This is a genomic window from bacterium (genome assembly GCA_030699905.1).
Classification (GTDB): domain Bacteria; phylum Patescibacteriota; class Minisyncoccia; order Phycocordibacterales.
In genome coordinates this window covers 1-16,524 of record JAUYKQ010000018.1, presented here as the reverse complement: position 1 = coordinate 16,524, position 16,524 = coordinate 1, and the positions used below count along the sequence as shown (strand labels likewise).

The window sequence follows — 16,524 nt, the reverse complement described above, 5'->3', positions numbered from 1 at the left end:
CGGAGTTGAAATTCATTCACTTTAATTATATTATAGTTATTAATATTGTTAAACTTGAAATGTGGAAATCTTCATAACTCGCGAAAGAAAATTATGTTATCGACCCTTCCTTCGCGTGTTTTTTTGTGTTATCCTTTGTAAAGAGGAGGAATTCTTGGCCACACACTAGGAAAAGGGTAAAAGGGCTTCAAGTTGGGCCGCCGCTTCTCATACTTTGTATGTTGAAGCGGCGGTTTTTTAAAACGAAGATGCCGAGTGGACAGAATGCGTGCAGTGGGGAGGAAAATAATATGTGAATATGTGGTATAATGCCAACAAGCCAAGCAGGCGTTTCTTTCGTTGTGGTGTTTATGTAATGCCGTGCCACTGAAATTTAGAAAATATTATTTCTATTACCTTTATCAATATTTTTATTGATTTGTGAGATTTAAAATTTAACAGCTCTTTATTGGATAATTAATTAAAAAAATGAAAAAAACTATTCTTATTTTGGGGATTGTGGCGCTTTTGGGACTCGGATATTGGATTTATGTAAAAGATACGGAGAGGGAAGAGCCACAGGTGACCGTAACTTCATTTGAAGAATGCGCGAACGCGGGATTTCCCATAATGGAAAGCTATCCAAGGCAATGTCGCGACAGTGAGGGTAACTTGTTCGTGGAAAATGTCGGCAATTTAATTGAAAAAATGGATTTTATCCGTCTGACAAGCCCTCGGCCAAGCACGGAAATAACAAGTCCCGTGAAGATAACAGGAGAAGCGAGAGGCACGTGGTTTTTTGAAGCCAATTTTCCGATTTCTGTCGTGGATTGGGATGGACTTATAATAGGGGAGGGATACGCCACTTCTTTAGGCGAATGGATGACCACTGATTTTGTGCCGTTTGAGGCGGAAGTGGAATTTGACATCTCGCAAATCAGGGGAAACTATTCAAACAGAGGGGCTTTGATTTTGCAAAAGGCCAACCCTTCCGACCTTTCTGAAAACGACGATGCGCTTGAGATTCCGATATTTTTTGTAATAGACCAGGAGTAGAGAGAAAAGAATAAGTTGAGTACTTAAAATAAATATTGTCCGGCAATCGTCGCGGATTTTAAGAATTTGATAAATACTGTCAATTACGAAACATCTGTTTCATGCCCCCCCACTCGGAAAGCTCCCAAAAAAGTGACCGCTCCAAGGGCGCTTGCCCGGTCTTAGTCACTTTTCTGTGACTTTCCTCGTGGGGGCGTGCTTGCCGTATTTCGTAACTCAAAGAAAATATGAAAAAAAGTATTGCCATTGCAATAGCGGTTTTGGTTGTAGTTTTATCCGGAGTGTTTTTTGGCGATGATTTAAAAAAGTTTTTCTTTGCTTCGCAGAGTCCGCCGAAAGATGTCGCGGTTACGGATATGAAAGGAAAACAGTCGGAAGACGTGGAAGAAGTGGCGACAGGGCTGAAGGTTCCATGGGATATGGCTTTTCTGCCGGAAGGTGATTTTTTGGTGACAGAACGGCCCGGCACGCTTTTGCGAATCGGGGACGGCCAAAGGCGTTATGAAATTTCGGGCGTGCGACATATCGGCGAAGGCGGTCTTTTGGGCATAGCTCTTCATCCGGACTTCTCACAAAACCGCTTCGTCTATCTTTACTTCACCTCGCAGGTTGGCGGACAAATTGAAAATCGCGTGGAGAGATATCGTTTTGAAAATGACGAACTTTCGGGCAGGGAAGTGATTCTCTCCGGAATTCCCGGCGCCTCTTACCATGACGGAGGAAGGATTGAATTTGGTCCGGACGGATTTTTGTATATTACAACCGGAGACGCCGGCAATGCCGGCCTCGCCCAAAATAAAAATTCTCTTGCCGGAAAAATTTTGCGTTTAAACGACGATGGCGCCACTGCTGCCGACAACCCTTTTGGGAACGCCGTTTGGAGTTACGGACACAGAAATCCGCAAGGTCTCGTCTGGGACGGGGAGGGACGGCTTTGGAGCACGGAACACGGCCGTTCCGGAGCTCTCTCGGGTTTTGACGAGTTGAATATTATAGAAAAAGGAGGCAATTACGGCTGGCCGACAATTCAAGGGGACGAGCGCAAAGAAGGGATGAATGCGCCGGTTTTACATTCCGGTTCCGACTATACTTGGGCGCCCGCGTCGGCCACCTATTATGATGGAAGCATATTTTTCGGCGGGCTTCGCGGAGAAGCTCTTTTTGAAGCGGTTTTAAGCGCCACAAGCAAACCTGAACTCAAAATTCATTTTCGGGAAGAATATGGGCGCGTGCGAATGGCAAGAATGGGGGACGATGGATTTCTATATATAAGCACGAGCAACACGGACGGCAGAGGAACTCCCGGAAGTGGAGACGACAGGATTTTAAAAATCAATCCTGAAATTTTCAGATAAGAGGCCGATGGTTTTTTCACCAATTCGTACCCGTGTTAATCCACAGTTTTAAATTGTGGACTATTGACGCTTATTGTATAATTATATCAAGGTTAAAAAATGTCGTTTTAATTATTAACGTAATCTGGCAACAAATTTTATGGACACTGTTTTTTTGGCGCAATTTATGGGACTGTTTTCTCTGGTTATCGGTTCGGGTATGCTCATAAAGCGCAAGATGACTGTAAAAATATTTGACGAAATGTTCGGCAGCCGCGCTCTCATCTATTTGGTGGGTATAGCGGAAATAGTGGGAGGCGTTCTCTTGGTGCTTTTTCACAATGTTTGGGATTCACCTTTGGCTTCGGTAGTATCCGCGTTGGCGTGGATTCTTTTGATTGAAGGGGTTTTCTATATGTTCGCTTCTCAAAGGGCCTTAAGAAACACGGCGTCGCTCTTCCATAAGCAAAGCGCCTACTACATGATAGGAGTGGCGTACTTTCTTGTGGGAGCGGTTTTGGTACTGTCTACTTTCTGGGTATAGCGGTTAGTTTGCGATGTGAGAGAGAAATTTAAAAACACAGCCCGCGCGAAGCGCGGGCTGTGTTTTTATCTTTGAATTGCGAAATACGACAGGCGCCCCCCACGAGGAAAGTCACAAAAAAGTGACTAAGACCGGGCAAGCGCCCTTGGAGCGGTCACTTTTTTGGGAGCTTTCCCTCGTGGGGGGGGAAGCAAATATTTAGCAATTCACAGTATTACATCATCACTCTCGCGATGAGCGCCAGTAGCGCTCCGATAAGGGCGGTGTTTTTCAAAAAATGCTGAAGGTCAGACGCCTTTTCATCAGCATTTTTGTTTTTCCAAAAAGAATGAATCATGAAGTTGACTGCTATCAAAAATACGATAAGCAATATTGAAGAGAGGACAATGTAAAGTCCTGCCACGATCCCAAGGCCACCCAAAGTCAAAAAAAGCCCTGCCAAAATATTGGCTGTTTTCGGAAACGGTACGCCTTTTGAAGAGGCGTAGCCGGAAAGCATGTCCGACTTTAAAAAGTGATTGATACCCATTAAAAAGAAATATCCCCCGAAAATAACGTTTCCGACAAGCAAAATGGTTGTCTCCATAAGTTAAATTCTGTTATTTTGTAATTAAAATCAGTTACTTTGCGAACATTTCAACTATAACATCTTCTTTCAAATTCATGAACACTTGGTGAAATACGAAGGCGCTCGTTCACTGCTACCTCATAACTTAGTCGTACTATAAACATAGACATTATTAAATATGTGGCCAAGTTCTATTTTACCCAATAGATCCGGCCACAAGGGTCGATTAAATCAATTATCTAATTTTTAACAAAACTATGAAAAAAATTTCAGCATTTTTGAATTCCACTCGGGAAAAAAGACAAAATTCCAAGAATTTCGGGAAAAAGGCGGCAGTGGCAATACTGTCGGTCGCGTTTTTCATGGCGGTACTCGGAAGTCCGTTACTCGCTCCAAAAGCCGAAGCCCAGACATACGCGGAGCTTGAAGCCAAAATAAATGCCATGCTATCCGTCTTTGACACATTTATGGCGCAAATAGCTTCCCTGCGCGTGGGAATTAACAGTGGAGGAGGCGGAGACGCCGTCGGAGGGGGCGAATTTCCGATAGTTCCCACAGGGTTTAGATTCAACAGGTATTTGAGCCAAGGGGCAGTGGGAGACGACGTTCTCTATCTTCAGAGAATACTAAACGTAAACTCCTCCACTCGTATCGTGTCTTCCGGTCCCGGTTCGCCGGGCAACGAAACTCGTTTTTTCGGTTCACTGACGGAAAACGCGGTAGCTCGTTTCCAGGAATATTTCCGTTCAGAGCTTCTGTCGCCATTCGGACTGTTTAGTGGCTACGGCATTGTGGACGTAAGCACACAGAATAAATTGAATTCTCTTATCGCCAACGACTATGTCGGCTTCGTGGCGGGCGTTCCTTTAAGCAGTCCTTTTCTAACCGTTAGTGTTCCTTCACAGCCGAATGCCACATCCATAAGAGGCGACGGCGCTCACGTGCCTTTCACCCGTGTCACTTTGTCAGCCGGAGCAAATTCAGAGGTAACGATAAACAACTTTGTGGTTGAAAAAACCGGCTCACTGCCGAATTTCACATTCGCAAGAGTGATACTGCTTGACGAGAATGGTAACCAGATCGGACTGGGAGGTACACTTGGAACCAATGGCGTGACTGTCATAGGCCAGAGTGTCACGATTCCGGCCGGACAATCCAGAACTTTTACGGTAACGGGTATCCCCACAAGCAATCTTGCCGGTTCTGTCGGTCAAAGCGGAGGCCTTAGAGTCCTTTCTGTCACTGTTCCTTTCGGAACGTCGGTGGGAGGAACACTGCCTGTTTTTGGAACAACGCAGACAATAACGAACTAAAACAAATGTCTCCGTTCTATATGGCATAGTGACCCGCCCGCCCTTTCGCCTTGGCGAAAGGGCGGGTTCGGTGTTAATATCCACGTTACTGGTCGTGATATATTTATACCCATGCCCCAAAAAATCCGTCTCATTATTGAAATGGCAAGAAATGAGAAGATAACTTTGCGAGCCGCCTCGCTGGCTTATTACGCCATGTTCGCTCTCGCTCCTCTTCTCATCATCGCCGTTTCAATCGGCAATCTTTTCATTGAAAACACTCTTGTCAGAGACGCTGTTTCCGGCTATGTAATGTCGCGTTTTGGAGAAAGCGCCGTAGTTTTTTTCCAAACCATGATTGACCGGCTGGCCTCTGTTGAACAAAATATCACTCTGACGAGCATATCCGCGATAATTCTCGTATTTGGAATTGCTCGTTTCTTTCATCACGCCAGACAAAGTTTTTTTGATTTGTTCTCCTATGAAATACATGAAAGAGACCCGCTGAAGCGAACCATTAAAACACACGGACTTTCCGTTGTCTTCATGGTGGCCGTGATAATTTTATTTTTCTCGCTATCCGTGTTCAACATAACAGTACCTCTTCTGGTTCAGTTTTCCCACGAGGTTTTGACATTTTTGCCGGATGCTCTTTTTATAACGGCTCAGTTCGCGATGAGTTTTCTTGCTCTCGGTCTTTTGTTTACCGTGGTTTATCGGCTGGCTTCCGTATCGGATATTGGGTGGCTTCAGTGTTTTTACGGCGGTCTGACTGCGGCCGCTTGCGTTACTTTTCTAAATTATATTATTTCGCTGTTTTTGCAGTGGAGCACCACTGTTTCCATATACGGAGCCGCTGAATTTCTTTTGGTCGCACTTATATGGGTATATTATGCCATTCTGTCTGCGTTCGTCGGCGCTCTTTTAGCAAAGGCCAAGTAAAATGAAAAAATTTTTTAGCATTATTTTCATAATTCTTTCAGTCGGTGTCTCTTATGTCATCTTGCGCAACGCCGAAATTATCGGACCCACTGTTTGCGAGAAAACGCTGAAATATTCTTTGGGACAATTTGACAGCCGTTTCGGCATAACAGAGTCGGATTTCACCTTTGCCCTCCTTGAAGCGGAAGGTGTCTGGGAAGACGCTTTCAACGTGAATTTGTTTCAATTGGTGGAGCAAGCCGATTTTAAGGTCAATCTTATTTTTGACGAAAGACAGCGTTTGGCCATAGAAGAAGAAAGAAAAAGGAACGAACTTGAAATGCTTGAAAACACTTACCTGTCGCTCAGTCACGAACAGTCAAAATCGCAGGCGCTGTATGAAAAGGAACTTTCCGCTTACAAGACGTCGGCAGACGAGTACGAGAGGAGGATTTCTTCTTTCAACAGTGAAGTAGAGATGTGGAACAGGCGAGGAGGAGCGCCACAAGACGTCTACGAGCGACTGGAGCAGGAAGAAAAAGAACTGCGTCAGTTAGCCGTTTCTTTGGAAGCGCAGAGAGTAAGTATAAATTCTTTTGCCAGAGAACTAAACCGGCTAAGCGCTCAAGGAAACTCTTTGGTGGGGCAATACAATGTTGGAGTAAAGACCTATCAATCAGAACACGGTTCGTCCAGAGAATTCAGTCAAGGCGAATACAACGGTCGGGAAATAAATATTTTTCAATTTGACGATATGTCCAATCTGACTTTGGTTCTGGTTCATGAACTGGGGCACGCGCTCGGTTTGGACCATGTGGAGGACCCTCGTTCGGTCATGTACTATTTAATGGGCGAACAGGACTTGGAAAACGTGTCTTTAACCGAAGAAGATATAAGCGCCCTTCGGGAAAGGTGTCGCATTTAGTTGTATGAATGAATCTTAAAGGTTAAGATAGGCATTAAGGAAGCATAATCTTCCGACCCTGTTTTATCATGTGCCTATCATGTACCATCCTTCTCAAAAAATTTTGGAAAAATACGCCGATGTTTTGGTAAATTTCGCTCTCGGCGGAGGAAAAGGCATCAAAAAAAATGACGTCGTGCATTTGATTTGCTATGAGTACGCAAAACCTCTTTTTGTTGAGCTTAGAAAAGCCGTGTGGAAAGCGGGTGGACATGTGATTTCCGATTTCCGGCCTGACGGAGGAGTACGGCTTCCATTGGAACGGGATTTTTATCTTTACGCCAAAGAGCACCAGCTTCGTTTTTTTCCTGAAAAATTTTTAAAAGGTCTTGTGGAAGAAGCACACCATTCACTTTTTGTGGTTTCCGAAATGAACAAACAGGCGCTAAAAGGCGTTCCGCCCGAGAAAATCATGCTACGCGGTCTGACTTTTAAGCCCTATATGGATTGGCGAAATGAAAAAGAAAACAGAGGACTATATACATGGACCATAGCGCTTTACGGCACACCGGCTATGGCCAAGGAAGCGGGGCTTACGGAAAAAGAGTACTGGAACCAAATAATAAAGGCGTGTTTTTTGGACAGTAAAAACCCGGTTGCTGAGTGGAAGAAGGTCTACGTGAAGCTGGAAAATATAAGAAAAAAACTCAATACCCTTCGGCCTGAATATCTGCGCGTAAAGGGGCCGTCAGCGGATTTGAAAATAAAGCTGGGAAAGGAGCGAATTTGGATGGGCGGTTCCGGCAGAAATATTCCAAGTTTTGAGCTTTTTACTTCACCTGACTGGCGGGGTACGGAAGGGTGGATACGTTTTAGCGAACCGCTTTACGTTTACGGAAATTTGATAAAAGGAGTGGAACTTTGGTTTGAAAAAGGAAAAGTGGTTAAAGCAAAAGCCAAAAAGGGAGAAAAAATTCTAAAACAGATGATAAAGACAGAGAATGCCGACAAAATCGGAGAATATTCATTGACGGATAAGCGATTTTCAAGAATTACAAAATTCATGGCCGAGACACTTTTTGACGAAAACATGGGCGGACCAAACGGCAATACTCATCTGGCGCTTGGCAAGGCCTATCACGACTGTTTTGATGGCGACCCGTCAAAAGTTACAAAAGAAGAATGGAAAAAAATGGGCTATAACGACTCGTCGGTGCATACGGATATAGTTTCCACCGAAGAGCGAATTGTAACCGCGATTTTAAAAGACGGCTCTGAGCGCGTCATCTACAAAAACGGCATGTTCGTGCTTTAAGAACAGCCGGTGGGGTGTCTACTATAAAGCCAGCTTGTTCTTTGTCTTCCATCCCGACATACACTAATTATGGACGGCCGTCCATAATTAGTGTATGTGAGGAAATTAGGAAATTAATGGATGAAGAGATTAAGAAAGAAGTTAAGAAAGTCAAAAAAGAGAGAATAAAAGAGAGAAGAGGAAAAATCGCAATTTTCTGTTTCTATTTTTTCGTTTCTTAAGATTACTTTTGTCCGTAAAACTTAAACCCGCCGTGAACGTGACGGCGGGTTTTTATGAAAGTAAACGAAGGACAGGTCAGTTGTTTTCCGGAATGAAGAAAGACGATACCGGAAAAAAAGACAGCTTACAATGTCCATCGTTATCGGACGAGGCCTTTATTATGGCGTTAATTTTCTTTGAGGCCTCCATGTCGCTATCGTACACGTAAGGCAAGAAAAACGGCACATGTTTTTCGTAAATACCGCAGTGAGTCACTTCTCTTGCCAGGACAAACCCTTTGCCACCGAATTCCGTGAAAATAACCCATTCTCCTTCGGCTATCGTCCGTTTGCAAAATGGACATTTTACACTAAACTGCGGAATACCGATTTCGTAAGAAGAATACATCGTCATGACTATCTTCATAGATCTCATAGATACCTTCCGGTTTGAGTTTTGCGTCTTATATTAATCTATCAGATAAAATCATATGGTCAATACTTGGCATTGACCGACTATTCTTCAAACGCCACTTTCATAAGGGTACGGTCGCGTTCTTTTATGGCGACAAAAAGTTTTTTAAATGTCTCCACCATTACCGGAACTTCCAAGTAGTCAATAAGAATGGCAATCCAAGCTAAAAATCCCGGAAAAACAGTTCCGGCGCCGGTGAAAGAGTTTACGACAAACGTGTCCGTAATCCAAAAAATATGAAGCCATTGGGAATTCAAAAACACGAGGTACAGTAACGGCTTCCATGTGAATCGTTTTCGCAGGTCGTTTATGTAGATTAAAGAAATGCCAAAAAGAGCCGGTATTTCCGTGTAGTCAACAAGAATGACAAGCCATCGCCAGCTGTCGTGGAAATGAAAAAGCGTCACACCCGAGAGCTTTAAAACTATAACCTCGCCGAAAAGCCATATCAAGTGAATTATCTGTAGGGTGAAAAGTCCGGCGGCCACGCTAACATTTAAAAGGTAATGTTTTTCGTACCAGTTCCAAAATTTTGAAAACATCAAAAAATTATACCATTTTAAACGGCGTTTATCATGCTACAATTATCACATGGTTAGAAAATTTCCTGACGGGTTTTATTTTGGGGCGGCCACTTCCGCTTATCAGGTAGAGGGCGGGATAGAAAACAATGATTGGGCTGAAGAGGCCCGCAAAGGAACTGTGCCTGTTTGTGGTAAAACAGCGGAGCATTATACGAAATTCAAGCAGGATTTCGCTATCGCAAAGATGCTTGGGCATAACGCCCATCGACTGTCAGTTGAGTGGGCGAGAATTGAACCGGTTCAAGGACGTTTTAACCAAAAAGAGATAGAACATTACAGAACCGTCTTGCGGGAACTTAAGTCGCAGGGAATGGAACCGTTTGTTACGCTTTGGCATTTTACTTTGCCGGACTGGCTTTCTAAAAAAGGGGGTGTGTTGTCGCCGTCTTTTCCTTTTGTGTTTTCTAAATATTGCCGACATGTTGTGGAAAAACTTGGCGCCGAAGCCGATTTTTGGATTATAATGAACGAACCGGTCGTCTTTGCTTCCAATGGATACAATCGCGGAGTATGGCCTCCTTTTAAAAAGAACGTCCTGTCTTTTTTGAGGGTTCAAAGTTCTCTGGTGAAGGCCCATAGAGAAGCGTATCGGCAAATCAAAAAAGCCAAAGAGTTTGTTCAAGTCGGTATCGCGAAAAACAACATTGACTTTTGTGGTGGCAATTTCTGGAGCTCCATCTTCGCCGGCTTCTTGCGTTGGTTCTGGAACAAAAGATTTTTAAACTCAATCAGAGGCGAAACCGATTTTATAGGCATAAATTTTTATTTCCATAAGAAATTCGGAGACGACAAACATCATGAAAAATCAGACATGGGTTGGGATATTTATCCCGCGGGGCTTGAAAGCGTTCTCGTAGAAGCCAAATCATACGAGAAGCCCATTTATGTTACGGAAAACGGACTGGCGGACGCCAAGGACTTGCGACGGGGACAGTATATAATAGAACATGTGGCGGCCGTGGAGGAAGCCATAAAAAAGGGGGTGGATGTCAGAGGATATTTTTACTGGTCGCTTTTGGATAACTATGAATGGGCGGAAGGTTTTGGGCCGAGGTTTGGTTTGGTGGAAACGGACTACGAGACGGGCAAGAGGACTGTCAGGAATTCCGCCGAGGTGTATAAACATTTAATCAATTCAGTCAAAAATTCACGTTAAAATTTTTTTCATGGAATTTTGGATAATATTAGTTGTAATCGCGCAGTTTTTTCAGGCAATCGTGGTGCTTCTGGACAAGTATCTGGTAACTTCGCCTGAAATACCTCGTCCCGCCGTCTATGCTTTTTATGTCGGCGCCCTTTCAATATTTCCGATAGTCCTCCTGCCTTCAGGTCTCATTTCACTTCCTTCCTTTGTTACTTTAAAACTGTCCGCCATAGTTGGGTTTACTTTTATTGGGGCGATTTTATTTCTCTACACGGCCCTCAAGTGGGCGGATGCGACGGATGTCGCGCCGTTTTTGGGAGCCATTACGGCCGGAGCGACTTTTTTCTTCAGTTTAAAACTTTTGCAGTCCCCTCTGCCGGAACATTTTGTGGCGGGCATTGTCTTTTTGATTGTCGGAATGCTTTTCGTCGCTCATTTTCGTTTTCATCCTTTGGCTTTTGTTTTCGTTGTATTTTCCGGTCTTCTTTTTGCTCTTTCTTCCATTTACATGAAAATAATGTTTAATCAGATTGATTTTATGAACGCTTTTTTCTGGTCGCGAATGGCGAATTTCGTGGCGGCAATGTGTCTTCTCCTGTGGCCACCTGTTTTTAAGGCCGTTTTTTCTAAAACAAAGAGAGTTTCGCAAAGAACCATTTCTCTGGTTGTGGGAAATAAAATTTTATCTTCCTTGGTTTTCTTGGTAACTCTTTTTGCCATAAAACTTGGTGATGTTTCCATCGTAAATGCTTTGCAAGGTTTGCAGTTTGTCTTCCTGTTTATAATAGTGGGGCTTTTGGGTGAAAGGAGGCCAAGATACGTTAAAGAGGTCTTCAGACCCGGACATATATTGCACAAATGGGTGGCGATTGTTCTTATCACGAGCGGGTTGTTTGTATTGTTTATATAACTGCGGGTTGGACATGGGAGACGGGATATACGGGCACATTCTTTCCCTCTCCGCCTCCGAAATCACGCAGCTATACAATATGGGGAGATGATAATAATTTTCAATTTCCAATTTTCAATTTTCAATCAAACCCCGAAATTTTCAATAAAATATTATCAGAGAATGATAAGCAGTAACTTCTAACGGTATGAAAATTACAAAATTAAAAATTATGCTATAAAGAGATTAGACATTAAAAGTTGGAATGTTAAAATTAGGAACATGAAAAAAGCATTTTTATACCCCATCCTCGTCTGCTCATTATTCACCATCCCGTTTTTTGCAAACGCGCAGATAAACCAGACGCTCAAGTACGGCGACTCAAACGATGAGGTAACTCTGCTTCAGAAAATCCTAAACCTAACAGGCAAGACCGTAGCTCCCGCACCCGAACCCGGCTCTTTAAACAACGAAACCACCTACTACGGCTCTCTTACCACCTCTGCAGTCAAGGCCTTTCAATGTGAAAAGGGAATTGTCTGCGAAGGAGACGAAGAATCAACCGGCTGGGGACAAGTCGGCCCCAAAACCCGATCACTTCTTAACTCTCTCTTTTCTTCTCTTTCTTCCTCCTTCCTAAATCTTAAATCATACATCGTAAATCTGCCGCCGTCTTCCCAGACGGCGGCTATCTCCGGCTCGGGTTCCGGCCTTGTCGCTCACTACACTTTTGATGACGGATCGGGCACAACAGCAGGGGACTCAAGTGGAAGTGGTAATAATGGTACACTTAAAAACGGCCCGACTTGGACAAGTGGGAAAGTGGGGAGTGGGGCGATGAGTTTTGATGGGGTGGATGATACAATAAGAATTTCTTTTTCGGGGGATCAAACGAACTCATTTGTTTTTTGGGCTAAAGCATTTTCGGCTACTGCTGTATTTGGACACTCTAACTCTGCTAGTAACCATGTAGGCTTTAATTCCGGAAGCTTACGCTATCGCGTTAGTGCTGGCTTTGTAGATAAAAGTATAGGAGGAATAGAGTTGGATAGTTGGAACCATTATGTTTTTGTCCGTGATGGTACTACGGTTACGTTCTATATAAACGGAGAGTCAATAGGTTCAGGAGATATTGGCACAACAGGCGACGTACTTGTAAACCAGATTGGTGCACGATCTACCGTTTTTTACTACGCAGGTTTTTTAGATGACGTTCGCATCTACAACCGCGCCCTCACCTCATCAGAAATCCAAGAACTCTACTCTCTCGGAAGTCAGGAAGGAGGCACTACTGAGCCAGACCCTACACCGGATCCTGAACCCGATCCCATTGAGAACGAAAATGACACTACGGCTCCTTCAACTCCTACAGGCCTTTCCGCAACCGCCGTTTCCTCATCTCAAATCAATCTCTCCTGGACGGCAAGTACCGACCCTTCGACAGGCTCAGGGCAGGCGAGCGGTGTCACCGGCTACCGCATCTACAGAAACGGCAGTCAGATCGCAACATCCAACACAACCTCATTTTCAAATTCCGGCCTCTCTGCCGACACATCATATTCATATACCGTATCTGCATACGACGCGACAGGCAATCAATCAACCCAGTCATCCAGTGTGAGCGCCAGGACACAGGCCTCAGAGACCACGACTGCAGGCACTTGCTCATCCATCTCTCAGTTCGGCATCACGTGGACGTTTGACAAGGCGTATTCTTGCGGACAGTTTGTTAATGGTGATTGGTGGGTGGTGGGGCCGGTGGTGGTCACAGGTATCAGCAAACCAAATAACACAGCTGGCCGTGACGGATCCATGGTCAACCCCATGCCTGGCTCCAGTCACGGATACGATTCACGCGTGAATGGTAGTTTTAGTTCCGCTTTAGATGTTTCTACACAGCTTCCGCTTTCGCTTGCGGGAGTATCATCGCTCGTGTCTACAATTAGCGGAGATTTGTCTCGTCCGGTATTGGATGTCGCCGCCGTGCTCACCGTTGTTTCGTCTGCTCCGGCATCAGGAACCTTCCGTCCTCCATATGCCGGCACCAGCAAACCTATGCATTCTGTGAATAGCATCCAGTCACATCTCATTCCATCTCTAGCACCGGTCGCCAACACACCAACCCTCGCTTCAATGGAAACTATATTTGAGAAGCCGTGGATAGATCATCGCACAGAATGGCAAGGGGATTACTTACATCCGGCGCAGAACATGCCTAACTATGGAGGAGAAATGGCTCGACAAGCACATAACGGTGTACTGCGTCTCATGCTCAACGATTCCTTTGATGCGAAGAGAACACTTCTCATCCGTTACATTCAACTCGGCATTGATTTTTACGGGAATGTCGCAAATGGCGCCAATTGGGGCAATGTTGGTGGCACTATCGGTGTTGGAAGGAAGATGCCCATCCTATTTGCCGGAGTGATTCTCAACGATGATGCTATGAAGAATGTAGCCTCCGCATTTGATACGCGCGGAGTTTTCCAAGAGGATGGACAAACCTTCTATCTCACGCAAGCGGAGAGAGATGCGACATATGATCCGATAAATTGCAGCGGTGATCAGAGTTATTGTAACCCAGGATACTATGACGACACACCTCTGGGGACAGCGAGTTGGGGAGAAAGACATTATCGATTGCTGACGACCAGTTATAGATACCTTCCGGGGAAGCTTGCATATCACAGCAGTACCTACCAATCATCGATGGGCGCTGCGCTCGTTGCGCATGTCATGGGTATTGAGAATCTCTGGAACCATGATGCATTCTTCGATTGGATTGATCGTATGAAAGAACTTGGTACGGGTGGAAGTTATAGTTCACCGTTTGCACATAGTATGTGGACCGCCTATCGCAATACCGTCTCACAGCCATCCACTACCCACTCTCCCACATTCACCCCCTCCGGTGGAAATATCTCCTCTCCCACATCAGTCACTCTGACCTCTGCCACCCCAAGCGCCGTTATCTACTACACTACCAACAACTCCACACCTACCCGAAGCTCAAATCGCTACACCGGCGCTATCAACGTTTCTTCAAACACGACCATTAAAGCATTTGCAGTAGCTGACGGTCTGGAAGACAGCACGGTCCGCACAGAAACCTACTCTTTCAAGACATCCATCCCAACTGCTACTCCAGGTGGAGGCAGTTATCTAAACGCCCAGACGGTTTCGCTCTCTACTCCGACCAGTGGGGCTGATATCTACTACACTCTAAACGGCGCCACTCCCACCACTTCTTCAACAAAATACACTTCTCCCATTACCATTTCTTCTTCTGTTACTCTCAAGGCCATAGCGGTCAAATCAGGATTGTCTACGAGCGACATTCTAGATGAAGTATATGTCCTCGGCTCGATATCCTCTAACGAATTCGACTGGACCAACGTCCCACTCACTTCCCAAACCGGTACCTTCACTATCTCTTTCACCATGACTCCATCCGGCACCAACATCGACGCAGTCACCGGCCTCTCGTCAGGACCCGCAGACGGCTACACCGACCTTGCAGCTATCATCCGCTTCAACCCCAACGGTACCATCGACGCCAGGAACGGAGGTATCTACAGCGCTGTCACTTCTCTCCCATACACTTCCAACATCCCATACAATGTGGTAATGACGGTTGACGTTCTCAATAAGAGATACAGTGCCACAGTCGCACCCAACAACGGCACGCCTGTAACCATCGCCAGCAACTACGCCTTCAGGACGGAACAGGGAAGCGCGTCATCACTTGCCAACATCTCTCTCTATGCCGACACAGGTTCGCACACTGTTTCCGGCATCTCTCTAACCAACGGCTCCACACCTACCCCAGACACCACCCAACCCACCCTCTCCAACCTCACCGTTTCAAACATCACGACCTCTGGCGCCACAGTAAACTGGACTACCAACGAACCGGCCGATTCACAGATAGAATACGGACTCACCACTTCCTACGGCTCTTCATCAGCGTTAGATTCAGCGTTGGTTACAAGCCACTCTGTGGCTATCAGTGGCCTATCAGCGTCTACACTCTACAACTACCGCGTCAAATCCCGCGACTCTTCAGGCAACCTCGCCACCTCCCAAAACGGCACCATCACCACAGCCCAAGGTGATGTTACTCCTCCTTCACGCTCGGGCGGTTCGCCTTCCGACTCTCTCTCATCAGGCACCACCTCCGCTACTCTTTCCTTAATCACAAATGAATCCTCCACCTGCCGATACTCCACCACAGCAAACACCAACTACGCATCTATGACCACATTCTCCACCACGGGAAGCACAACTCACTCAACTTCAGTTTCCGGTCTCTCTAACGGCCAAAGCTACACCTACCACATCAAATGCCGAGACACCGCAGGCAACACCAACTCCTCCGACTACCAAATCTCTTTTTCCGTCTCCAACCCTCCCTCAACAAATGGAAGCGACTCCGACAACGACGGCATCCCTGATACAGACGACTACTGTCCCTCCACTCCATCCACTCTCGCATCAGTAGTCAACAAATACGGCTGTCCCAAACCTCTTGCCTCCACCTTTGACATCAAACCCGACTTCCACGCTCTTGACCTACGTTCACTCTCCAACCTTGAACTCGGAGTAGGGAACTACGGTAAAATCAACTGGAGTGAAAGCATCCCTCTTCTCAAAGACGAAACAGAGAACCAAACAACCTACAAAACCCGTCTGTCACTGGACGGCAACATCACCTTTGCTCCAAACAAAGTAACTCTCAACCCTTCCAATCTTCCCGAATTCAACCGAGAAGCTTCCATCACCCTCCACAACATCTCCTTTACCGAGCCCAAAATCCAAAGAGACGGCGTCTCCTGTCCTTCCACCATCTGCTCCAATATCACCTACGACAAAACCGAGAAAACCCTAACCTTCACCGTTACCGGCTTCTCTACCTATGAAGTTACGGAAGGGTATGTTCCACCGCCATCACCACCGTCAGGAGGCGGAGGAGGCGGAAGTTCTTCAGGCGGTGGCGGCTCTTCTTCAGGTGGCGGAAGCTCCGCTCCGTCTTCAAGTAGCGGAGGAGGCGGTTCTTCAGGTGGCGGCGGCACCCTTGACCTCGGCTCCTACACCATTCCTCAAGACATTTCTACACAATCAGAACCTGACGAATTTGAAGGAACAGACGATCCCTCCTCCTGCTCCTCATCCATTACATCCTCTCCCGAACTCTTCCCCTCGCTCTCTTCTGCCTTAACTTCTTCCCAAATCCAATCAATCCTAAACCTCCTTCTTGCATTCCAAGCCGACCAGCAAGTAGTCAACGATGTTCACTGCGCTCTCTTAGGTTACGAAGTA

Annotated in this window: 13 protein-coding genes; 10 read left to right on the top strand and 3 right to left on the bottom strand. The window is 45.7% G+C overall.

All coding sequences use genetic code 11. The features are described from left to right. Positions 1-468 precede the first annotated feature (468 nt). From Q8P86_02080 to Q8P86_02070, 3 genes are all read left to right on the top strand, one after another. Positions 469-1,035, top strand: coding sequence for a Gmad2 immunoglobulin-like domain-containing protein (locus tag Q8P86_02080; GenBank protein MDP3996461.1), 567 nt, complete (start codon positions 469-471; stop codon positions 1,033-1,035). 227 nt (positions 1,036-1,262) lie between these two features. Then, positions 1,263-2,390, top strand: a complete 1,128-nt coding sequence (locus tag Q8P86_02075) for a PQQ-dependent sugar dehydrogenase (GenBank protein ID MDP3996460.1) — start codon at positions 1,263-1,265, stop codon at positions 2,388-2,390. A 139-nt stretch (positions 2,391-2,529) separates the two neighbouring features. Then, the gene (locus Q8P86_02070; GenBank protein ID MDP3996459.1) at positions 2,530-2,913 is read left to right on the top strand and encodes a hypothetical protein; all 384 of its coding nucleotides are present in this window, start codon (positions 2,530-2,532) and stop codon (positions 2,911-2,913) included. A 214-nt stretch (positions 2,914-3,127) separates the two neighbouring features. Here the strand turns inward: Q8P86_02070 and Q8P86_02065 are convergent, their stop codons facing one another. Beyond that, positions 3,128-3,499 carry a DoxX family protein gene (locus Q8P86_02065; protein MDP3996458.1) on the bottom strand — a complete coding sequence of 124 codons (372 nt, stop codon included), beginning with the start codon at positions 3,497-3,499 and terminating at the stop codon, positions 3,128-3,130. 239 nt (positions 3,500-3,738) lie between these two features. On the opposite strand from Q8P86_02065, the gene Q8P86_02060 reads away from it, so the two are divergent. From Q8P86_02060 to Q8P86_02045, 4 genes are all read left to right on the top strand, one after another. Beyond that, a complete protein-coding gene (locus Q8P86_02060; GenBank protein MDP3996457.1) occupies positions 3,739-4,794 on the top strand; it encodes a peptidoglycan-binding domain-containing protein in 1,056 nt (351 codons plus the stop codon). Between the two features lie 111 nt (positions 4,795-4,905). Then, positions 4,906-5,715: a YihY/virulence factor BrkB family protein gene (locus Q8P86_02055; protein MDP3996456.1), complete on the top strand. Its 810-nt coding sequence runs from the start codon at positions 4,906-4,908 to the stop codon at positions 5,713-5,715. A 1-nt stretch (position 5,716) separates the two neighbouring features. Beyond that, positions 5,717-6,619, top strand: coding sequence for a matrixin family metalloprotease (locus Q8P86_02050; GenBank protein ID MDP3996455.1), 903 nt, complete (start codon positions 5,717-5,719; stop codon positions 6,617-6,619). Between the two features lie 79 nt (positions 6,620-6,698). Further along, entirely contained in the window at positions 6,699-7,913 is a 1,215-nt protein-coding gene (locus Q8P86_02045) for an aminopeptidase (protein MDP3996454.1), read from the top strand. Positions 7,914-8,210: 297 nt separating this feature from the next. On the opposite strand, the gene Q8P86_02040 is transcribed toward Q8P86_02045, so the two are convergent. After that, positions 8,211-8,549 carry a hypothetical protein gene (locus tag Q8P86_02040; GenBank protein ID MDP3996453.1) on the bottom strand — a complete coding sequence of 113 codons (339 nt, stop codon included), beginning with the start codon at positions 8,547-8,549 and terminating at the stop codon, positions 8,211-8,213. A gap of 80 nt (positions 8,550-8,629) precedes the next feature. Further along, entirely contained in the window at positions 8,630-9,130 is a 501-nt protein-coding gene (locus tag Q8P86_02035) for a hypothetical protein (GenBank protein MDP3996452.1), read from the bottom strand. A 49-nt stretch (positions 9,131-9,179) separates the two neighbouring features. On the opposite strand from Q8P86_02035, the gene Q8P86_02030 reads away from it, so the two are divergent. The 3 genes from Q8P86_02030 to Q8P86_02020 form a co-directional block, all read left to right on the top strand. Further along, positions 9,180-10,328 carry a family 1 glycosylhydrolase gene (locus tag Q8P86_02030; protein MDP3996451.1) on the top strand — a complete coding sequence of 383 codons (1,149 nt, stop codon included), beginning with the start codon at positions 9,180-9,182 and terminating at the stop codon, positions 10,326-10,328. Between the two features lie 10 nt (positions 10,329-10,338). Then, positions 10,339-11,226: a hypothetical protein gene (locus Q8P86_02025; GenBank protein MDP3996450.1), complete on the top strand. Its 888-nt coding sequence runs from the start codon at positions 10,339-10,341 to the stop codon at positions 11,224-11,226. A gap of 261 nt (positions 11,227-11,487) precedes the next feature. Further along, positions 11,488-16,524 (top strand): chitobiase/beta-hexosaminidase C-terminal domain-containing protein (locus tag Q8P86_02020; GenBank protein MDP3996449.1); only part of this gene is annotated, 5,037 nt, incomplete at its 3' end.